21 protein-coding genes are annotated in these 18,387 nt (G+C 65.2%); 8 read left to right on the forward strand and 13 right to left on the reverse strand.

Annotation, left to right across the window (positions count from 1 at the left end; genetic code table 11):
- Window positions 1–67: 67 nt before the first annotated feature.
- Together CBP34_RS00385 and CBP34_RS00390 are read right to left on the reverse strand one after the other, a co-directional pair.
- Window positions 68–799, reverse strand: coding sequence for a Crp/Fnr family transcriptional regulator (locus CBP34_RS00385; protein WP_094096967.1), 732 nt, complete (start codon window positions 797–799; stop codon window positions 68–70).
- Between the two features lie 360 nt (window positions 800–1,159).
- On the reverse strand, window positions 1,160–2,083 hold the full coding sequence (locus CBP34_RS00390) for a DMT family transporter (RefSeq protein ID WP_094096968.1): 924 nt from the start codon (window positions 2,081–2,083) through the stop codon (window positions 1,160–1,162).
- A 76-nt stretch (window positions 2,084–2,159) separates the two neighbouring features.
- Between CBP34_RS00390 and CBP34_RS00395 the strand changes: the two genes are divergently transcribed.
- The 4 genes from CBP34_RS00395 to minE all read left to right on the forward strand — a co-directional run bounded on the left by CBP34_RS00395 (window position 2,160) and on the right by minE (window position 5,050).
- On the forward strand, window positions 2,160–3,029 hold the full coding sequence (locus tag CBP34_RS00395) for an ion transporter (RefSeq protein WP_094096969.1): 870 nt from the start codon (window positions 2,160–2,162) through the stop codon (window positions 3,027–3,029).
- A gap of 125 nt (window positions 3,030–3,154) precedes the next feature.
- Window positions 3,155–3,916: a septum site-determining protein MinC gene (gene minC / locus CBP34_RS00400; protein ID WP_094096970.1), complete on the forward strand. Its 762-nt coding sequence runs from the start codon at window positions 3,155–3,157 to the stop codon at window positions 3,914–3,916.
- Window positions 3,917–3,961: 45 nt separating this feature from the next.
- Window positions 3,962–4,780: a septum site-determining protein MinD gene (gene minD / locus CBP34_RS00405; RefSeq protein WP_086910915.1), complete on the forward strand. Its 819-nt coding sequence runs from the start codon at window positions 3,962–3,964 to the stop codon at window positions 4,778–4,780.
- Between the two features lie 3 nt (window positions 4,781–4,783).
- Window positions 4,784–5,050 carry a cell division topological specificity factor MinE gene (gene minE, locus CBP34_RS00410; RefSeq protein ID WP_086926180.1) on the forward strand — a complete coding sequence of 89 codons (267 nt, stop codon included), beginning with the start codon at window positions 4,784–4,786 and terminating at the stop codon, window positions 5,048–5,050.
- 76 nt (window positions 5,051–5,126) lie between these two features.
- Here minE and CBP34_RS00415 read toward each other — a convergent pair whose 3' ends face one another.
- Entirely contained in the window at window positions 5,127–5,714 is a 588-nt protein-coding gene (locus tag CBP34_RS00415; RefSeq protein ID WP_094098987.1) for an MOSC domain-containing protein, read from the reverse strand.
- A 21-nt stretch (window positions 5,715–5,735) separates the two neighbouring features.
- Complete coding sequence (locus CBP34_RS00420) at window positions 5,736–6,257, reverse strand: flavin reductase family protein (protein WP_236748475.1); 522 nt, start codon at window positions 6,255–6,257, stop codon at window positions 5,736–5,738.
- 116 nt (window positions 6,258–6,373) lie between these two features.
- Between CBP34_RS00420 and CBP34_RS00425 the strand changes: the two genes are divergently transcribed.
- Window positions 6,374–7,162, forward strand: coding sequence for an alpha/beta fold hydrolase (locus CBP34_RS00425; protein WP_094096971.1), 789 nt, complete (start codon window positions 6,374–6,376; stop codon window positions 7,160–7,162).
- A gap of 30 nt (window positions 7,163–7,192) precedes the next feature.
- Here the strand turns inward: CBP34_RS00425 and CBP34_RS00430 are convergent, their stop codons facing one another.
- Window positions 7,193–8,530 carry a D-amino acid dehydrogenase gene (locus CBP34_RS00430; RefSeq protein ID WP_094096972.1) on the reverse strand — a complete coding sequence of 446 codons (1,338 nt, stop codon included), beginning with the start codon at window positions 8,528–8,530 and terminating at the stop codon, window positions 7,193–7,195.
- A gap of 200 nt (window positions 8,531–8,730) precedes the next feature.
- On the opposite strand from CBP34_RS00430, the gene CBP34_RS00435 reads away from it, so the two are divergent.
- Window positions 8,731–9,642: a LysR family transcriptional regulator ArgP gene (locus CBP34_RS00435; RefSeq protein WP_086926184.1), complete on the forward strand. Its 912-nt coding sequence runs from the start codon at window positions 8,731–8,733 to the stop codon at window positions 9,640–9,642.
- A gap of 116 nt (window positions 9,643–9,758) precedes the next feature.
- Window positions 9,759–10,373, forward strand: a complete 615-nt coding sequence (locus CBP34_RS00440) for a TetR/AcrR family transcriptional regulator (RefSeq protein WP_086910921.1) — start codon at window positions 9,759–9,761, stop codon at window positions 10,371–10,373.
- Window positions 10,374–10,453: 80 nt separating this feature from the next.
- Here the strand turns inward: CBP34_RS00440 and CBP34_RS00445 are convergent, their stop codons facing one another.
- The 5 genes from CBP34_RS00445 to CBP34_RS00465 form a co-directional block, all read right to left on the reverse strand.
- Window positions 10,454–11,392 (reverse strand): fasciclin domain-containing protein, encoded by a 939-nt coding sequence (locus CBP34_RS00445; RefSeq protein ID WP_094096973.1) that lies wholly within the window; start codon window positions 11,390–11,392, stop codon window positions 10,454–10,456.
- A 55-nt stretch (window positions 11,393–11,447) separates the two neighbouring features.
- Window positions 11,448–11,903, reverse strand: a complete 456-nt coding sequence (locus tag CBP34_RS00450) for a fasciclin domain-containing protein (protein ID WP_094096974.1) — start codon at window positions 11,901–11,903, stop codon at window positions 11,448–11,450.
- 168 nt (window positions 11,904–12,071) lie between these two features.
- Window positions 12,072–12,494 carry a universal stress protein gene (locus CBP34_RS00455; RefSeq protein ID WP_086910924.1) on the reverse strand — a complete coding sequence of 141 codons (423 nt, stop codon included), beginning with the start codon at window positions 12,492–12,494 and terminating at the stop codon, window positions 12,072–12,074.
- 109 nt (window positions 12,495–12,603) lie between these two features.
- Entirely contained in the window at window positions 12,604–13,449 is an 846-nt protein-coding gene (locus CBP34_RS00460) for a metallophosphoesterase (RefSeq protein ID WP_094096975.1), read from the reverse strand.
- A gap of 31 nt (window positions 13,450–13,480) precedes the next feature.
- On the reverse strand, window positions 13,481–14,437 hold the full coding sequence (locus CBP34_RS00465) for a LysR family transcriptional regulator (RefSeq protein ID WP_094096976.1): 957 nt from the start codon (window positions 14,435–14,437) through the stop codon (window positions 13,481–13,483).
- Between the two features lie 127 nt (window positions 14,438–14,564).
- On the opposite strand from CBP34_RS00465, the gene CBP34_RS00470 reads away from it, so the two are divergent.
- Complete coding sequence (locus CBP34_RS00470) at window positions 14,565–15,005, forward strand: hypothetical protein (protein ID WP_086910927.1); 441 nt, start codon at window positions 14,565–14,567, stop codon at window positions 15,003–15,005.
- Window positions 15,006–15,235: 230 nt separating this feature from the next.
- Here the strand turns inward: CBP34_RS00470 and CBP34_RS00475 are convergent, their stop codons facing one another.
- The 3 genes from CBP34_RS00475 to CBP34_RS19595 form a co-directional block, all read right to left on the reverse strand.
- Window positions 15,236–17,110 (reverse strand): phosphoenolpyruvate carboxykinase (GTP), encoded by a 1,875-nt coding sequence (locus tag CBP34_RS00475; RefSeq protein ID WP_094096977.1) that lies wholly within the window; start codon window positions 17,108–17,110, stop codon window positions 15,236–15,238.
- A gap of 305 nt (window positions 17,111–17,415) precedes the next feature.
- The gene (gene queC, locus CBP34_RS00480; protein ID WP_094096978.1) at window positions 17,416–18,120 is read right to left on the reverse strand and encodes a 7-cyano-7-deazaguanine synthase QueC; all 705 of its coding nucleotides are present in this window, start codon (window positions 18,118–18,120) and stop codon (window positions 17,416–17,418) included.
- Between the two features lie 77 nt (window positions 18,121–18,197).
- Window positions 18,198–18,344 carry a hypothetical protein gene (locus tag CBP34_RS19595; protein ID WP_167372715.1) on the reverse strand — a complete coding sequence of 49 codons (147 nt, stop codon included), beginning with the start codon at window positions 18,342–18,344 and terminating at the stop codon, window positions 18,198–18,200.
- Window positions 18,345–18,387: the final 43 nt, after the last annotated feature.

The raw sequence follows: 18,387 nt of genomic DNA on the forward strand, positions 1-18,387 counted from the left end.
CTGTGCAGAATAAGCGGCACTACCTGGCACGCAGCAAAGCGCCCGCCTGGCCGGCGTGCGCAGTGGCTCATTGCGGCAGTGGTGGATTCGGCGCTTTGATGGTCTGAGCCAGTTGGGGCACATTGAGGTCGCAGTAATAGCGGCCATGGCGGCTCACGTTGCCCTCTTTTTCGAGGCGCGCAAATGCCCGGGTGATCGACTCGCGTGTGGTGCCCAGCAGGTCGGCCAGGATGGTCTGTTTCGGAAGGCGCACACGCAGGCTGCTTTGAAGGTCGCTCAGGTGCAGCAGAGCGCCCGCCAGTTGCCGCGCCACGCTGTCGCCGCTGCTCAGTTGGTACCAGTTGCAATGGCTCTCGATCGCAAGTGCCATCGCCTCGGACAGATGGCCCAGAAAAACCGGGTCTTCGAGCAGCCCGCTGCGCCTTAGTGCTGCGGCAGGCAGCTCACAATACCGGCCGTCCAGAATGCCGATTTGTGTGACCGGATTCGGCCGGCCCAGCAGTCCAAAGCTGCCTATTACCGTGCCGCGCCCGAAAACGCCGATCGATTGGTGGTCGCCGTAGCGTGACTCGCGGCGCAGCAGGGTGGCACCTGATTTGATGATGCGTATGGCTGTGGAGGTTGATCCTTGCACCTCCAGCACATCGCCCGCGCGAAAGCTGTGTTCCTTGAGTTGAAGTTCGGCCACTCGATCGCCCTGGATGCGGGTCACCGGGCACGGCTGCTGCGCACAGCAGTGCCGACAGTATTGGGGCACGAGCGCAGCGGTCTCTGTTACGTCCGTGGAACGGGCGGTCATGGCCGGCGCAGACCGGTGGGGCGAGGCGTCAGGAAGTGGGTGGTGGGTGTGTACATGGTTCCTGCAATGCGCAAGTAGTCGGGCATGGGATGGGGCGCTTGATGCGTGCGCCTGTAAAAAAATGCGCGCATTGGCGCCGGTCCAGTCGCGAAATCTCAGGTTTTATGGGCGCACATCGTGTTTTGACGGATCGTACCAATGGTGACATCTTGTCACATCTAGGGTAGTGTGCGCCGATGGTTATGCAATTGCTATTAAAAAATAGCTTGAAGCGCTATTTATCGAAGGGCGGATTCAAGTCCAAGTGCAACAAATATTCATTAATGCACTGGGCAGTTTCAAATCCAATATTCGTGCCCATCACGCGACTGCAGGCCGCCGGTTCACCAGCACGATGCCCGCGGCCACCAGCACCAGCGCGGCCACCAGCCCGGTGGTGACGGGCTCGCCCAGCCACCAGGCACCAAACAGCAGCGCAAACACGGGCGTGAGGAACACAAACACCGAGATCTTCGTGGCCGGGTAATGCGCCAGCATCCACATCCAGGCCAGGTAGCTCACAAACGCGCCCACCAGCGCCTGCACCAGCAGTGAGCCCCAGGCGAAGGTGCTGAACTGCCAGACCCAGGGCTCTCCCAGGCCCAGCGACAGCGCCGGCAGCACCACGGCGCTCACGCCCACCTGGTAGAGCAGCTGCTTGGCGGGGGCCACGCGGGCCAGGGGCGTGGTGCGGATGACCACGGTGGTCAGCGCCCACATCAGGCCCGCCGCCAGCCCCAACAGGTCGCCCAGCCAGGCCTGGGGCAGGGCGGCGTTGGCGGGGCCCAGCAGCCCGTCGCCCAGGGCCAGCCCCACGCCGACAAACGCGGCGGCCAGGCCCAGCCACTGCCAGCCCTGCAGGCGCTCGCCGGGAATGAAGCGTGGCAGCAGCAGGGCCACCCAGAAGGGCGAGGCGTACAAAAACACCGTGAGCCGCGAGGCGGTGGTGTACTGCAGGCCCAGGTAGATGCAGGCAAACTCGCCCGCGAACAGCGCCCCCGCCAGCAGCCCGGCGCGCGCGGCCCCGGCGGGCTCGGCGGCCATTGACAGGCGAACGCCGCGCCACAGGCACCAGGCCGTCACCGCGACGGTGGCCAGCGCGAAGCGCACAAAGGCCTGGAACACCGGCGCCACCTCGGCCACCGTGGCCTTGACCAGCACCTGCTGGAAGCCCCAGAACATGCAGCACGCCAGCAAAAGGGCGATGGCCAGGGTGTCGAGGTGGGGCTTGCGGCTGTGGGGCATGGGCCGATTATGGGCAACGTACTACAGTGGCAGCCGTCACGCCCGTTCAATCCATCTACCGACGCACCGCCTCCCCATGCCCCAGGTTTCCCCAGACCCCGATCTCCCGCTGCAGGGCTGGCGCCTGCGCCTGTACACCATCATTTTCGAGGCCGACACCCGCGCCGGGCGGCTGTTCGACATGACGCTGATCGCCGCCATCCTGCTGAGCATTGCCGTGGTGGTGGCCGACAGCGTGCCGGCGCTGCACGAGCGCTGGCGCCAGCAGTTCACCTGGGCCGAGTGGTGCTTTACGGCGCTGTTCACGCTCGAATACCTGGCCCGCCTGGCCTGCACCCGGCGGCCCTTGCGCTATGCCACCAGTTTTTTTGGCGTGGTGGACCTGCTGGCCATGCTGCCCACTTATCTGGCTCTGCTGTTCCCGGGCGCGCACGCGCTGATCGATGTGCGCGTGCTGCGCCTGCTGCGCGTCTTCAGGGTGTTCAAGCTCACCTCGTACCTGGCCGAGTACCGAGGCCTGGGCCGGGCCCTGCAGGCCAGCGCCCGCAAGATCATCGTGTTCATCACCGGCGTGCTGATGATCGTGCTGGTCATGGGCACGCTGATGTATGTGGTCGAGGGGCCGGCCAACGGCTTTTCCACCATTCCCACCTCGGTGTACTGGGCCATCACCACCATGACCACGGTGGGCTTTGGCGACATCACGCCCAAAACCGACCTGGGGCGCTTCATCGCCTCGGTGATGATGCTGCTGGGCTGGGGCACGCTGGCTGTGCCCACGGGTATCGTGACGGCCGAGATGACCTCGCAGCGCCTGTCTGCAACCCCTGCGCCCACCACCCGCACCTGCCACGAATGCCTGACCGAAGGCCACCTGCCCGAGGCGCTGTACTGCCTGCACTGCGGCGCCCGCCTGCCGCACTGGCACCATGAACCCCGCCATTGATCCGTTCAGGCACGGGGCGTTACGCTTTCGCGGGGTGCTGCACAGTACACTTTGCCCTTTTGGCCCCACCCGCGGTGCGCCTGCCCGGCGCCGCGTGGCGTGCCCTTCATCCCTGCAATCCATCCATGGCCTTTGACACGGCGGCGCAAGCCCGCACCAGCTTTGATCTCAAAAGCGCCTCGCTGCCGGTGGTGGCGGTGGTGCTCAAAACCACCGACGCAGCGCAGTTTGCCGCCGACCTGGCCGAGCGCGTGGCCGACGACCCGGGCTTTTTCGACAACGACCCCGTGCTGATCGACCTGGCCCCCGTGCGCGAGGCGCCCGAGCCCATCGACTTTGCCGCCATCACGGGCGCGCTGCGCCGCCACAGCACCCTGCCGGTGGCCGTGCGCGGCGGCAGTGCAGCCCAGATGGCGGCGGCGCGCACCCTGGGCCTGGCCGCAGCACCCGATGCCCCGCCCGCCCGCGCCGAAGCGCCCACCCGCGAAGTGCGCGAGGTCGTCCGCGAGGTGGTGCACGAGGTCGAAGTGGTGCGTGAGGTGCCCATGCCCGGCCCCGGCACGGTGGTGGTCGACAAACCCCTGCGCTCGGGCCAGCAGGTCTATGCGCGCGGTGCCGACCTGGTGGTGATGGCCGTGGTGAGCTTTGGCGCCGAAGTGATTGCCGACGGCAACATCCACGTCTATGCACCGCTGCGCGGCCGTGCCATTGCCGGCGCACGCGGCAACACCGAGGCGCGCATTTTTTCGACCTGTCTGGAGCCGCAACTGGTTTCCATCGCGGGCATCTACCGCACCACCGAGACCGAATTGCCCGCCGCCGTGCGCGGCAAGCCGGCGCAGGTGCGGCTCGACGGCGAGAAGCTCATCATCGAGCCGCTCGCCTGAGCCTAATTTTTCATTCGTATCAACTCCCACAGAGAATCAGCACACATGGCCAAAATCGTCGTCGTGACCTCCGGCAAGGGTGGCGTGGGCAAGACCACCACCAGCGCCAGCTTTGCCTCCGGCCTCGCCCTGCGCGGCCACAAGACCGCCGTGATCGACTTTGACGTCGGCCTGCGCAACCTCGACCTCATCATGGGCTGCGAGCGCCGCGTGGTGTATGACCTGATCAACGTGATCCAGGGCGAGGCCAACCTGAACCAGGCCCTCATCAAGGACAAGCAGTGCGACAACCTGTTCGTGCTGGCCGCCAGCCAGACGCGCGACAAGGATGCGCTCACGCAGGACGGCGTCGAGAAGATCCTGACCGACCTCGCCGGCATGGGCTTTGAATACATCATCTGCGACTCGCCCGCCGGCATCGAAAGCGGCGCGCTCATGGCCATGCACTTTGCCGACGAGGCGCTGCTGGTGACCAACCCCGAGGTGTCTTCGGTGCGCGACTCCGACCGCATCCTGGGCATGCTGGGCAGCAAGACCAAGCGCGCCATCGAAGGCGGCGAGCCGATCAAGGAGCACCTGCTCATCACGCGCTACAACCCCAGCCGCGTGCAGGACGGCCAGATGCTGAGCCTGGAGGACATCCAGGACATCCTGCGCATCAAGCTGATCGGCGTGATTCCTGAATCCGAGGTGGTGCTGCAGTCGTCCAACCAGGGCACGCCCGCCATCCACGCCCAGGGCACCGATGTGTCCGAAGCCTACAAGGACGTGATCGACCGCTTCCTGGGCGTCACCGACAAGCCGCTGCGTTTCATCGACGCCGAAAAACCCGGCTTCTTCAAACGCCTGTTCGGGAGCAAATAAGCCATGGCGTCATTCCTGTCCTTCCTGCTGGGCGAAAAGAAGAAGACCGCCAGCGTCGCCAAGGAGCGCCTGCAGATCATCCTGGCGCACGAACGCAGCGGCCGCAACGCCGCCGAGCCCGACTACCTGCCCGCGCTGCAACGCGAGCTGGTGGCCGTGATCTCGAAGTACGTCAAGATCAATCCCGACGACCTCAAGGTGCACCTGGAGCGCCAGGACAACCTCGAAGTGCTCGAAGTCAAGATCGAGCTGCCCGAGGCGGCACGCTGATTTTTTGAGTGAAACAGGGCGCTAGCGCACTGTGGATAAGCGCTGGCAGCTATCAAAAATGAAGTGACCGTGCGTCTTAGCGCGCGTGCTTTGCAAACTTGCCCGAGAAGGCCTGGGCGATGCTCAGGCCGCGCTGCCCCGGCACCAGGGTGGCTGTCTGGCCTGCGGCAATGCTGCCCGGCTGCTCCACCGCCAGATACCAGCCGCAGCAACCGGCGATCGCCATGGCGCGCCCCGCTTGCGCAAAACCCATCACGGCATTGAATTTGTAGCAGGGCTCGCGCGGTGCCGTCACGCGCAGCACGCATTCGGGAAAGTGCAGGCGGTCGCCCACGTACACATCTTGTTCCAGCAGGCCCTCGACCGTGAGGTTTTCACCCAGGAAGCCGGGCGGCAGGGGCTCGTCGAACAAACTCACCCCGCGCTCGCGCCGCTGGGTTTGCCAGAAGGCGTAGTGCACCGCCGGGTAGGCATACACCGCCTTGTCGAGGCTGCCGTGCACGCTCAGGTCGGCCTGCTCGTCGCCGGCCAGGCCCAGTCGGCCCACGGCAACGGGGCCGGGCGTGGATGATTTGCCGATGGCGGTGAGGATCTTGCGCTCGCCGATGCGCAGGTGCTGGGCCGTTCCTACATTCACGCTGTGCACTTGCAATGTCGGGGCCATGGGCTGACAGGGCTGCATGGGCTAGAGCGGGTGCTCGGTGTAGAAGCGCCCGCCGTGGTACAGCAGGGGCGACATGCCATCCTGGTGCTGGCAGCGCTCGACTTCGCCGACAAAGATCACATGGTCGCCTTCGTCGTAGCGGCTGCGGTTGAAGCACTCGAACGTGGCCGCAGCGCCCGCCAGCAAGGGCGCGCCGCTGATGCCGGGGTGGTGCTCCACGCCCGCAAAGCGGTCGATCCCGCGGGCGGCGAAGCGCTCGGCCAGGGCCTTCTGGTCGGCGGCCAGCACGTTGATGGCGTAGTGGGAGCCGTTGGCAAAGGCCGGCATCGAGGCGGCCGCGCGCGACAGGCTCCACAGCACCAGCGGCGGCTCCAGCGAGACCGAATTGAACGAGTTGGCAGTGAGCCCGATGAGCTCGCCCGCGGCATTGCGGGCCGTCACGATGGTCACCCCGGTGGCGAACATGCCCAGTGCATCGCGAAACTCGCGCGCTGAAAAACTCGGCGGGCGGGCCAGTGCAGGGGGGGGCAGGGAACTGTTCACAAAAGCGGGGCGCAAAGCCGTGGGGGAAGGGGGGAGGGCTATTATGGTGTGGCGCCCGAAACCGCGCAGGCGTGGGGCGTATCCAGCGGGCATGGGCCCCTTCCACGGAACACTGCATGGCACGCTTACCTACCTACATCACCCTGGGCTCAGGCCCCACCGTGCTCATGCTGCACGATGCCGACGGCGGCCACCTCACGTTTGCGCCCCAGGTCGAGCGGCTGGCCAGCGCCGGCTACCGCGCGGTGGCGTGGAACATGCCGGGTTATGGCCACAGCGCACCCATCGAACCCTACACCTTCAAGGGCCTGGCGCAAAGCTGCCTGACGCTGGTGGATGCGCTGCAGTGCGGGCCGGTCACGCTGGTGGGCCATGGGCTGGGTGCCATGCTGGCGGCCGAGGTGGCGTTGCGCCAGCCCGCGCTGGTGCGGCGGCTGGTGCTGTGTGCGGGCGGGCCGGGACTCGATGCCCAGGCCACGCAGGACTGGGTCAGCCCCCGCCTGCAGGCGCTGCGGGCGGTGGACGGCGGCCAGTCCATGGACCTGCTGGCCCAGGCCCTCGTGCCCCGCTTCATCGGCAGCGGCGCCTTGCCCGAAGGCGTGCGGCTGGCGGGCCATGCCTTGTCGCAGGTCTATCCGGCGACCTACCGGCGGGCATTGGAACTGCTGGTAGTGTTCGACCGCGATGCCACGGCGTTCAGCCGCCTTGCGATGCCCACCTTGCTGCTGGGCGGCGCCATGGACCCCTGCACGCCACCGGCCGCGCTGCAGGCCCTGGCCGAGGTGCTGCCCGATGCCCGCCACCACAGCCTGGCCCATGTCGGCCACTGGCCGCAACTGGAAGACCCGGACGGATTTGACGCTGCGTTGCTGGCCTTTCTGGCCGAGCAGCGGCAGCTGCACTGAGCGGGGCGGCGCCAGGCCGGAAACACGCGCTCAGGCGGCAATGATGGTGCGCCCGCTCGGCAACGATTCAGCGCCCAGAAAGCCGAAGTGCATTGCGGGCTGCGCGCCGCTGATCAGCTCGGCCAGGGCCTTGCCCGAGCCCGCGCCATGGGTCCAGCCCAGCGTGCCATGGCCGGCATTCACCCACAGCTTGCCCACGCCCGTGCGGCCGATGAACGGGATGTTGGTGGGGGTGGCCGGGCGCAGGCCGGTCCAGTATTGCGGGTCGCCGCCCTGTTCGGGCGTGCGGGTGTCGCACACGCCGGGCAGGATTTCCTCGATGCGGCGCGACAGCATGTGGCAGCGCGCGCGGGCCAGGGGGCTGTCCAGCGAAAGGTCGAACCCGCCCAGCTCGATGGTGCCGGCCACGCGCAGCACATCGCCCAGGCGGCTCATGGCGATTTTCTTGCCGTCGTCGATGGTCGAGACCATGGGGGCGCCCTCGGGCCTGAGCAGCGGGAAGGTGGCGCTGTAGCCCTTGCCGGGATAGATCGGCAGATCCACGCCCACGGTGCGCAGCAGCGGCGCGCTGTAGGAGCCACAGGCCACCACGATGGCGTCGCCTTTCAATATGAAGTCTTTTTTGCCTCCGGCGCCTGATTGGCGTGCGATAACAGCTACTGAATCAATAGCATTGCCAATCTTGTTCAGGCGCAGCACATCGTGGCCATACAGAAACTGCGCGCCGCGCTCGGCGCAGCGGCGGGCCAGCTGCTGCGTGAACACGCGGGCATCGCCGCTTTCGTCGGTGCTGGTGTAGGTGCCGCCGGTGATGTGGTCGCCATAGGCTTTGAAGGCCGGCTCGATCTGCAGCAGCTCGTCGCGGCTGACCAGGCGGCGCTGCACGCCGTGCTTGCGCATCAGCTCGACCGCGTGGCCCGCGTCGTCCAGTGATTTCTGGTCGGTGTAGAAATGCGCAATGCCGCGTTCAAGGCGGTGGTATTCGATGCCGGTGGTGCGCACCACGTCTTTCAGGGCCGCATGGCTGTAGGCACCCAGCGCCACGATCTGCTGCACGTTGCGCTCGAACGCCGTGTCGTTGCATTGCGCCAGGAACTTCAGGCCCCAGCGCCATTGGTCCCAGTCAAGCTGGGGCCGAAACAGCAGCGGCGCTTCCTTGTCGAACATCCATTTGAGCGCCTTCCACGGCGCTGCGCGGTTGGCCCAGGGCTCGCAGTAGCTCACGGAGATCTGCGCCGCATTGGCGAAACTGGTTTCCAGCGCGGCATCGGGCTGGCGATCGACCACCACCACGTCATGTCCGCGCTCCAGCAGATGCCAGGCGGTGCTGATGCCGATGATGCCGGCGCCCAGAACAATGGTTTTCATAGAGAGAGCGTGTTGTGAATTTTTGCGTGCCCGCGAAAGCCGGCGAAGGCCCGGCCACCTTGGTGCAGGCTGCTCTCGCGCAGTGTGCGCGACATTGCTTTCCTCTAAAAGCAAAATTAAACTTGGTCTAAAAACATCAGTGCACCTAATGCAGCGCGCTGCGGAGTTTCCACCCCCCATTTTTGCCTGAGTTGAAGACCATGAGCACCTACGATCCTGCCGCCCTGGAATGCCTTGCCGCCATTGTGGAAGAGGGCGGTTTCGAGCGCGCAGCCCAGCGCCTGAACGTGACGCAGTCGGCGGTGTCGCAGCGCCTGCGGGCGCTGGAGGCGCAGGTGGGCTCGGTGCTCATCGTGCGCAGCCGGCCATTGCGGCCCACGTCGGCGGGTCAATTGCTGCTCAAGCACACCAAGCAGATGCGCCTGCTGCGGGCCGACCTGGAGCGGGACCTGCAGGAACTGGCCCCCAGCGCGCCGGGCGGCACGCGCGACGACGAGCGCATTTCGATTGCCATCAACGCCGACAGCATTGCCACCTGGGCGATGGGGGCGCTGCACGATCTGGTGCGCCAGCGCCTGCCGCTGGAAATCATCGTGGACGACCAGGACTTCACCCAGGAATGGCTGCGCTCGGGCCAGGTGCTGGGCTGTGTCACCACGCTCAAACAGGCGCTGCGCGGCTGCAAGATGGTGCCGCTGGGGGCCATGCCCTATGTGGCGGTGGCCTCGGCTGCGTTTGCGCAGCAGCATTTGCCGCAGGGGCTGACGCCGCACAATTTTCGCGACGTGTCCTTTCTGTCGTTCAACCGCAAGGACGACATGGCGGCCGAGTTCGTGGCGCGCGCGTTCGGCCTCAAGCGGGTGGCGCTGAACCACCTTTTCGTGCCCAGTGCGGAGGGGCAGATGCGGGCCGTGGCCGCCGGCTGGGCGGTGGGCGTGGTGCCCGAGCTGCTGGCACGGGGCGCGCTGGCAGACGGCTCCATGGTGGACGTGGCGCCGGGCCGGGCCTTGCCGATCCAGCTGTATTGGCATTGCTGGAACCTGGAATCGGAGCTGCTCGACGCCATGACGGCGGCACTGAAGGGCGCCGCCGCCGAGGCATTGGTTCCCTGAACCGCACCGCCTGCGCGAGGCGCTGTTTGCCGCCTGGCGTAGAACGAAAGGTGAACGGCGTGGCTGCAGTGCAACTGGAAAAGTTGTTTTGGAACCGGTGCGTATAAGATATCGCCATGCAAATGCCGAAACCCAAGGTTTCCTTCAAGGAACAAATGCACCTGGCGCGTGAAGACGCCATTTTGCAATCCACCTGCCGCCTGCTGGGCGAAAAGTCCTTCGATGCGATGACGATGGACGATGTCGCCAACGCCGTGGGCATCGCCAAGGCCAGTCTGTACAAGCACTTTGCCAGCAAGGAAGACCTGTGCTGTGCCGCCATGATCCAGATCCTGGGACGTGTGCGCGCCTATCTGGGCACCCTGCCTGCGGACATGCCGCCGCAGGGCAAGCTGCGCGATCTGGTGCGCTGGTCGCTTGAGCGGCTGATCACCAACGAAATGCCGCTGTTGCCCAGCCGCAATTCCACCCTGCGGGCGGTGCTGCTGGCCAACAAGGAGTACCTGGACGGGTTGGTGACGGTGAGCGACCAGATTGGGCAGTGGATTACCGAAGCGCAGGCGCAAGGCGACATCAATCCCGCGCTGCCGCCGCTGGTGGTGCTGTACACCCTGTTTGCCCGCGCGTGTGATCCCGTGGTGGGCTTCCTCAAGGAGGGTGGCCAGTATTCGGATGCGGAAATCGTGGACCTGGTGGTGCGCACCTGTTTTGACGGACTGGCCGCTCGCTAGCGGCGCAGTCCCACCCTTGTTTCTTAAAAAATGAGCCCGGCATGCCGGGCTCTTTTGCGGGTGACTGGCCGTGTCGCGATCTACTGGGGCAGGATCACCTTGTCCACCCCATGAATCACGCCATTGCTGGTGAACACATCGGTGGCGACGATGTTGCTCGTGCGCTGCTTCTGGTCGGTGATGACCAGGCTGGAGTTCACGGTGAAGCTTTGGCCCTGCACGGTGGTGATGGCAGCGTTGACGGGAACCTCGGCCTTGAGCACGCGCGCCGGAACCACGTGGTAGGTGAGCACCTTGGTCAGCAAGGCGGTGTCCGCCAGCAGGGCCGCCTTGGTCACGCCCAGTTCGGTCAGCATCGCGGCAAACGCCGCATTGGTGGGCGCAAACACCGTGAACGGGCCCGTGCCCTGCAAGGTGCTCACCAGGCCTGCAGCGACCACGGCCTCGACGAAGATGCTGAAGTCCGGCAGTGCCGACGCCGTGGCCACGATGTCCTTGTCGGCCGGCAGCAGTACGTGGTCCACCAGGTGCACCACGCCGTTGCTGGCCTGGATGTCGGTGGCGGTGATGGTGCTGATGCGGTTGCGGCTGTCGGTGATCTTCAGGCCGTTGGCCGACTCGATCTTGAAGAAACCACCCGATACCGGCGTGATGGCCTTGCCCAGCGGCACATCGGCGCGTGCCACCTTGCTTCCGAGCACATGGTAGGTCAGCACTGCTGTCAACAATGGCTTGTTGGCCAGCAAGGCCTCCTTGGTGACGCCCAGTTCGGTCAGCAGTGCTGCGAAGGCCGCGTTGGTGGGGGCAAACACCGTGAGCGTGCCCGTGCTCAGGGTGGGGGCCAGATCGGCGGCCACCACGGCTTCGACGAGGATGCTCAGGTCGGGGTTGCTTTGCGCCAGCTCGACGATGTTGCGCTGGGGCGCATCATCGCCGCCCCCGCAGGCCTGCAGCAGGGTGGTGCTGGCACCCAGGGCTGCGGCCAGCAAGACGGTACGGCGGTTGAAGGCAGCGTTCATGGTGGCTTCTCCTTGCGCGTGAAGGGTCTGTGAAGTGAACGTGTGCGCCGGTGGCTTACTTGGGCATCAGCACCGTGTCGATGGCGTGGATCACGCCATTGCTGGCCGCCACGTCGGTCGCGATGACCTTGGACTGGTCCACGGTCACTCCCATGCTGGTGGATACCGTCAGTTCCTGGCCCTGCACGGTTTTCACCTTGCCGGCCTTCACGTCTTTGGCCATGACCTTGCCTGGAACCACGTGGTAGGTCAGCACCTTGGTCAGCGCGGCTTTGTCGGCCAGCAGCCCGTCGAGCGTGGCCTTGGGAATCTTGGCGAAGGCCTCATCGGTGGGGGCAAACACCGTGAACGGGCCCGGGCCCTTGAGGGTGTCCACCAGGCCGGCGGCCTGCACCGCAGCCACCAGGGTCTTGAAGTTGCCCGCCTTGACGGCGGTATCCACGATGTCTTGCGCCATGGCGCCGAAGGTGGCGCCTGCTGTCAGGGCGAGTGCAATCAGGGTCTTTTTCATGGTCGTTCCTCTCGGTTTCGGTGGAAATGACACGCCAGGATGGGCGTGGCGTGAATGTATAACCAATTAGTACGGAAGTAAACCATATGGTTATTCAATAACCTGTTGGTATTTTCGGGGCGAAAAAAAGCCCCACCAGGGCAGGGCTTGAGTGGCTGCTACGCCGACTCAGCGCACGATCAGCAGCGGCACCTTGCTGTGGGCCAGCACCTGGGTGGTGACGGATCCCATGACCAGTGTGGCGATGGCACCGTGGCCATGCGAGCCCATCACCAGCAGGTCAAACTTGCCCGTGTCGGCCACCTTGGCAATGGTTTCACCCACCGGGCCCACCTTGACGTTGCGCTTGGGCTGCACACCGTGGCGTGCCAGGAATTTGCACACCGGCGCGAGAATCTTCTCGGCTTCCTCGGCGTGGTAGGTGTCCACCATTTCCTTGCCCAGTGCGGCGCGTGCGCGTGCCGGCAGGGGCATTTGCACGGTAAGCACGGTGTATTCGTGGTTGCCACCGAGCAACTCTTCATGGGTGGCAAGGTAGGCCAGCATTTTCTTGGTGTAGGCGCTGCCATCGACAGCAAGCAGGATGTTCATGGTGTGTTCTCCGGAATGAGTGGATCAGGCTAATCTGCGCGCGTTGTTGTTGTCTTGACCTGTGACAGGTTTTCTCGTGCGCTCGGAAAGATTGTCAGCCCTGTGCCCATCATACGGAAATGCAGCATTGCGCCTGGAACAATGCCTGTTCGCCCTTGCGTGCATAACCGAGCGGATTGGCCACCACGCGGCATTGCCAGGGTGCGCCCTGCCCGTCGGTACCCGACGCCATGTAGTCGCTGGGTGCATGCAGGTGGCCGTGCAGCCACAGCCGGGTCAGCGGCAGCAGATCGTCCAGCGCGTTGCAGAAACCGGCGGTGCCGGGCACCAGCCCATAGCGCGGATCGGCACTGCGCAAACTGGGTGCGAAATGGGTGACGGCCACCGTGGACCCGCTGTGGGGGCAGGCCAGCGCTTCACGCAGCCATTGCTGGCACAGCAACGCCTGTGCCCGCACCTGGTCTGCCAGAAAAGGCTCGCCCAGGCGCGTTCCGCCGGTCTTGCGCAGGTAGAAGTTGGCGGCGCGAAAGGCCTTGTCGCGCAGCTTGAGGCGCCGCGTGAGGTCGGTGCTGCCTTCGTGATCGGCCAGGGCGTCGAAGTCGCTCCAGAGCGTGGTGCCGACAAAGCGTACGCCGTCCAGCACCAGGGATTCGCGTTCCAGCCAGGCGATGCCCAACTGGTCGCAGACCGTGCGCAGCCGGTGGTGGGCCGCGTCGAAATCCTGTGCATCGTATTCGTGGTTTCCGGGCACGAACAGCACGGGCACGGGCCAGCCGGCAAATTGCGGCAACGGAGAAAAGCGCTCCAGCCCAAAGGCCTGGTCGGTGAGCTGGCCGCCTGCCTGGTAAGAGCCGATGTCGCCGGCCAGCACCAGCACATTCGCTGCCGGGGCAGGCTCGGGCGTGAAATGGGGATGCGCCTCAAGGTGCAGGTCGGACAGCAGCTGAATCTTCATGACGGGGAAAGTCTGTGGCGGGGCTTTTCGCCTAGTTCGGGAAAGTGTGCCGTGCGGCCCGTGCCAGGCCCAGCAACAACCAGTCAATGGCCGCCTGCTGCGGGCCACGCCGGCGCCACAGCGCATCCACATGCACCGCTGGCACATCCAGGGGCAGGGTGTGGAGCACCAGGGCGTCGGCGATGCCGGTGACGGGCACAAAGTGGCGCGGCAGCACGGTGAGCAGGTCGGAGTTGGCAACCACCCGCCCCGCAGTGAAAAACTGGTTGACGGTGAGCACCACGCGCCGCTCGCGCCCCAGGGACGCCAGGGCTTCGTCGATGAAACCAAACGGGCGACCCGAAAAGCTCACCAGCATATGGCGGGCGAGGCAAAACTGGTCCAGCGTCAGCGGTTCCCCCGCCAGAGGATGGCCCTGGCGCATCACGCAAACATATTCGCCGTCGTAGATGCGGCGGCTGTCAAAGGCGATCACGCTCCCCGACTGCGCCCGTGCCGTCAGATCGGCCAGCACGGCAGGAAAGTAGCCCACGGCCATGTCGGCGGATTCTTCTTCGAGAAGACGGCGGGGGTCGCGAGTGGTGAGTGGCAGTACCCGCACCGAAATGCCGGGCGCCTCGCGCTCCATGATTTCGACCAGCCCGGGCACCAGCGTAGCGGCAGTGGCATCGGCCATGGCCAGCACAAAAGTGGATGTGGCCGTGGCCGGCTCGAACACGCCGGGCGCCAGTGACTCCTGCAATTGCGCCAGCGCTTCGCGCACCGGGGGCCACAGCGCCAGCGCACGGTGGGTGGGCTCGACCCCGTGGCCGCTGCGCACCACCAGGTCGTCGCCAAGCACATCGCGCAGGCGCCGCAGCGCGTTGCTGACGGCCGGTTGCGTGAGCGACAGCTTGTGCGCGGCCCGTGTCAGGCTGCGCTCTGCCATCACCTCGTCAAAGACGCGCAACAGATTCAGGTCGAGCGAGCGGAAGTTCACGGGGGTCATGGGGTTGGAGTATCACTGATATGAATGAATCTGATTCACAATATAAAGTTGAAAGGTTTTAGGGTAAACCCTAATATCACTCCATCGCCCGGCAATCTCGCCAAAAGCGTTTGGAAAGGGACTTCAAATGACCAGTTTTGCACATGTGGATTACCCCACACAGCACCCCGGCGTGATCCGGGCCGAGAACGCCTTTGCGGCGCTGAAGAATATTGCCGCCGGTTTTGATGGTGCGCGGGGCGCAGCCTCGCTGATGCTGGCCGCAGCGGTTGCAGCACTGCTCGTGGTGGCCAACCAGGTGATCGACACTTGGGGTGACGGCCATCTGCTGGCCGCCTGGATGGTGTTGTGGGTCGTGGCGTTTGCCGCCATCGCCCTGCTCGCCACGCCAGCGCGCCGCGCGTCCATGGCGCTGCGCACGGCTTACAAGGCCTGGATGGAAAGCCGCCGCCAGGCCGCTGAAGACCAGCGCACCTGGAATGCCGCCCTGCAGGATGCCCGCATGATGGCTGACCTGAGCCGTGCCATGAGCGCTGCGGCCACGCAAGATATCCGCAAGGACTACTGAGCGCCGCATCGTCGCCATGCGCCGCCGGCGTTACCCGGTGGCGCAACACTGAAAGCCGTGGCACTGACCACGGCTTTTTTCATGGTCGCTCGCCACAGCCAATACTGGGCCCATGAAAAAGCCGCCTCGCCCAAGGATGGGCAGGCGGCTCGCACGCATTTTCGAATTGCCCGGTAGTGCCGCCCGAAGCATGTGCGCTCCGGTGCAGCGAAACCCCGAGGGCGCAGGCGTCAGACAGATGCGAGGCGCTTTTCGATGGCGGCCCGGGTTTCCAGCAGTTCCTTGGGCAGGTGATAGGCCAGCTGTTCGAAGTGCGCATCGTGCAGCTTGAGTTCTTCCACCCATGCCGCCTTGTCGATGTGGGTCACGGTCTGGAACTGCTGGGCGTTGAAGGGGAGGCCCGTCCAGTTGATCTCGGCATAGTGCGGCGCGATGCCGAACATCGTGTCCTGGCCCTTGGCCTGGCCTTCGATGCGGTCGATCATCCATTTGAGCACACGCATGTTCTCGCCGTAGCCGGGCCAGACGAACTTGCCGTCTTCGCCCTTGCGGAACCAGTTCACGCAGAAGATCTTGGGCAGCTGGTGGCCCGTGGCTTCGAGCTTGTGTTCCATGTCCAGCCAGTGCTGGAAGTAGTCGCTCATGTTGTAGCCGCAGAACGGCAGCATGGCGAACGGGTCGCGGCGCACCACGCCCTGCGCGCCAAAGGCGGCGGCGGTGGTCTCACTGCCCATGGTGGCGGCCATGTACACGCCTTCCATCCAGGTGCGGGCCTCGGTCACCAGCGGCACGGTGGTCGAACGGCGGCCACCGAAGATGAAGGCATCGATGGCCACGCCATTGGCGTCGTCCCACTGGGGGTCGAGCGCCGGGTTGTTGGTGGCGGCCACGGTGAAGCGCGAATTGGGGTGTGCGGCCTTGGCGCCGGTCTGCTTGGCGATCTCGGGCGTCCAGTCCTTGCCCTGCCAGTCGATCAGGTGGGCGGGGATGCCACCGCCGTCTTTCTCCATGCCTTCCCACCACACGTCGCCGTCGTCCGTCAGGGCCACATTGGTGAAGATCACGTCCTTGTCCAGGCTGCGCATGCAGTTGGGGTTGGTGTGCATGTTGGTGCCGGGGGCCACGCCAAAGTAGCCCGCTTCGGGGTTGATGGCGTACATCTTGCCGTCGGTGTGGGGCTTGATCCAGGCAATGTCGTCACCGATGGTGGTGACTTTCCAGCCCGCAAAACCGGCTTCGGGCGGCACCAGCATCGAAAAATTGGTCTTGCCGCAGGCGCTGGGGAAGGCCGCGGCGACGTGGTATTTCTTGCCCTCAGGGTTGGTCACGCCCAGGATGAGCATGTGTTCGGCCAGCCAGCCCTGGTCGCGGCCCATGGTGGAGGCGATGCGCAGCGCCAGGCACTTCTTGCCCAGCAGGGCGTTGCCGCCGTATCCCGAGCCGTACGACCAGATTTCGCGCGTTTCGGGGTAGTGCACGATGTACTTGACCTTGGGGTTGCAAGGCCAGCTGGTAGTGTCTTTTTCGCCAGCGGCCAGCGGCGCGCCCACGGTGTGCATGCAGGGCACAAACTCGCCGTCCACGCCCAGCACGTCGTACACGGCCTTGCCCATGCGCGTCATGAGGCGCTGGTTCACTGCCACGTAGGCGCTGTCGGTCAGTTCCACGCCAATGTGGGCGATGTGGCTGCCCAGCGGGCCCATGGAAAACGGCACCACATACATGGTGCGGCCCTTCATACAGCCGTCGAACAGGGGCTGCAGCGTGGCGCGCATTTCGGACGGAGCCATCCAGTTGTTGGTCGGGCCGGCGTCTTCCTTCTGGGCAGAGCAGATGTAGGTGCGGTCTTCCACGCGGGCTACGTCCGACGGGTCGGAGCAGGCCAGGAAGCTGCCCGGGCGCTTGGCGGGGTTCAGCTTCTTGAAGGTGCCAGCCTGAACCAGTTGCTCGCACAGGCGGTCGTATTCCTCCTTCGAGCCATCGCACCAGACGATGCTGTCGGGCTTGCACAGGGCGACCATGTCGGCCACCCAGGCCAGCAGGCGGGCGTTTTTGACGTAAGCGGGGGCATTGAGATTCAGGCCCTGCATCGTGGGTGCGTTCATCGGGGAGCTTCCTAAGTTGAAAATCAGTTTTTTCAAAGGGAGCAGACCGGCAAGCGTGCGGCAAAACCGGGAGCAGATGCAGATCAGTTGCTGAGCGCTGCCTTTGAAAAAACGGCTTTCGTGCTCAGTCGGCGGGCGGGCACGCGGTGCAGCCCCACACGGTGGAGGCGATGCCACGGATTCCGCAGGTCGGCTGGAATGTCAATTTTATGAATCTGCTGCCCGTTTGTCTGTCAGCCACGGGGTAAAATCATGCAAAAAAAGCATGAGGTTATGCGGACATTCGGCCCGCTTTGGCTGCAATTTCAGGCCTGCGTCGCCCGCCAGCGCTCATACCCGGCCTTGCGCAGCGTGCAGGCCGGGCAGGTGCCGCAGCCATAGCCCCAGGCGTGCCGCGTGTCGCGCACACCGTGGTAGCAGGTGTGGGATTGCTCCAGCACGATGTCCACCAGGGCCTGGCCGCCCAGGGTGTGAGCCAGCTGCCAGGTGTCGGCCTTGTCCAGCCACATCAGCGGCGTCTCGAAGGTGAAGCGCTGCCCCATGCCCAGCGACATGGCCACCTGCAGGGCCTTCAGGGTGTCATCGCGGCAATCGGGATAGCCCGAAAAATCGGTCTCGCACATGCCGCCCACCAGCGTGTGCAGCCCGCGCCGGTAGCCCACGGCCGCCGCCAGCTGGAAGAACAGCAGGTTGCGTCCCGGCACAAAGGTGTTGGGCAGGCCAGCGGCATCCATCACGATGGCCGTGTCGCGCGTCAGCGCCGTGTCGCTGATCTGGCCGAGCACGGCCAGATCGATCATGTGGTCCTCGCCCAGGCGTTCGCGCCACTGCGGAAAGCCCGCGCGCAGGGCTGAAAGCACCTCCTGACGCGCCTGCAGCTCCACCTGGTGCCGCTGGCCATAGTCGAAGCCGATGGTTTCGACATGGGCGAAATGCTCCAGCGCCCAGGCCAGGCAGGTGGTGGAGTCTTGTCCACCAGAGAAAAGTACGAGGGCGTGTCCGGATCGCATGGGCGGCTTCTTTCGGAGAGGGTGGGCGTAAAAAAACCCCGCAGTGCGGGGTTTTCATGGGCGGGGCGGCGTGCGCCTCAGGCCATGTTCACGGCAATGAAGGCCAGCAGGAAGATCATGATGGCACCCACCACAGGCAGCACCACGGGGATCAGCGGGACAACGTTTTCCACAGCGTCGGCGGTGTGCGCTTCGGGTGCGTGCGAGGTGTTGTGGTCAGACATGGCAATGGCTCCAAGGGCGTAATTTGTGTGCAATTCTAGCTGC

The sequence above is a fragment of the Acidovorax carolinensis genome (genome assembly GCF_002157145.1).
GTDB classification, from domain to species: Bacteria; Pseudomonadota; Gammaproteobacteria; order Burkholderiales; family Burkholderiaceae_C; genus Acidovorax; species Acidovorax carolinensis.

Bases quoted from the DNA above. Each gene is read 5' to 3' on its own strand.
- CBP34_RS00385 (WP_094096967.1), bottom strand. From the start codon at position 799: ATGACCGCCCGTTCCACGGACGTAACAGAGACCGCTGCGCTCGTGCCC.
- CBP34_RS00435 (WP_086926184.1), top strand. From the start codon at position 8,731: ATGAGCACCTACGATCCTGCCGCCCTGGAATGCCTTGCCGCCATTGTG.
- CBP34_RS00465 (WP_094096976.1), bottom strand. From the start codon at position 14,437: ATGACCCCCGTGAACTTCCGCTCGCTCGACCTGAATCTGTTGCGCGTC.
- minC (WP_094096970.1), top strand. From the start codon at position 3,155: ATGGCCTTTGACACGGCGGCGCAAGCCCGCACCAGCTTTGATCTCAAA.
- CBP34_RS00475 (WP_094096977.1), bottom strand. From the start codon at position 17,110: ATGAACGCACCCACGATGCAGGGCCTGAATCTCAATGCCCCCGCTTAC.
- minE (WP_086926180.1), top strand. From the start codon at position 4,784: ATGGCGTCATTCCTGTCCTTCCTGCTGGGCGAAAAGAAGAAGACCGCC.
- CBP34_RS00455 (WP_086910924.1), bottom strand. From the start codon at position 12,494: ATGAACATCCTGCTTGCTGTCGATGGCAGCGCCTACACCAAGAAAATG.
- CBP34_RS00395 (WP_094096969.1), top strand. From the start codon at position 2,160: ATGCCCCAGGTTTCCCCAGACCCCGATCTCCCGCTGCAGGGCTGGCGC.
- minD (WP_086910915.1), top strand. From the start codon at position 3,962: ATGGCCAAAATCGTCGTCGTGACCTCCGGCAAGGGTGGCGTGGGCAAG.
- CBP34_RS00450 (WP_094096974.1), bottom strand. From the start codon at position 11,903: ATGAAAAAGACCCTGATTGCACTCGCCCTGACAGCAGGCGCCACCTTC.
- CBP34_RS00390 (WP_094096968.1), bottom strand. From the start codon at position 2,083: ATGCCCCACAGCCGCAAGCCCCACCTCGACACCCTGGCCATCGCCCTT.
- CBP34_RS00430 (WP_094096972.1), bottom strand. From the start codon at position 8,530: ATGAAAACCATTGTTCTGGGCGCCGGCATCATCGGCATCAGCACCGCC.
- CBP34_RS19595 (WP_167372715.1), bottom strand. From the start codon at position 18,344: ATGTCTGACCACAACACCTCGCACGCACCCGAAGCGCACACCGCCGAC.
- CBP34_RS00415 (WP_094098987.1), bottom strand. From the start codon at position 5,714: ATGGCCCCGACATTGCAAGTGCACAGCGTGAATGTAGGAACGGCCCAG.
- CBP34_RS00460 (WP_094096975.1), bottom strand. From the start codon at position 13,449: ATGAAGATTCAGCTGCTGTCCGACCTGCACCTTGAGGCGCATCCCCAT.
- queC (WP_094096978.1), bottom strand. From the start codon at position 18,120: ATGCGATCCGGACACGCCCTCGTACTTTTCTCTGGTGGACAAGACTCC.
- CBP34_RS00440 (WP_086910921.1), top strand. From the start codon at position 9,759: ATGCAAATGCCGAAACCCAAGGTTTCCTTCAAGGAACAAATGCACCTG.
- CBP34_RS00445 (WP_094096973.1), bottom strand. From the start codon at position 11,392: ATGAACGCTGCCTTCAACCGCCGTACCGTCTTGCTGGCCGCAGCCCTG.
- CBP34_RS00470 (WP_086910927.1), top strand. From the start codon at position 14,565: ATGACCAGTTTTGCACATGTGGATTACCCCACACAGCACCCCGGCGTG.
- CBP34_RS00425 (WP_094096971.1), top strand. From the start codon at position 6,374: ATGGCACGCTTACCTACCTACATCACCCTGGGCTCAGGCCCCACCGTG.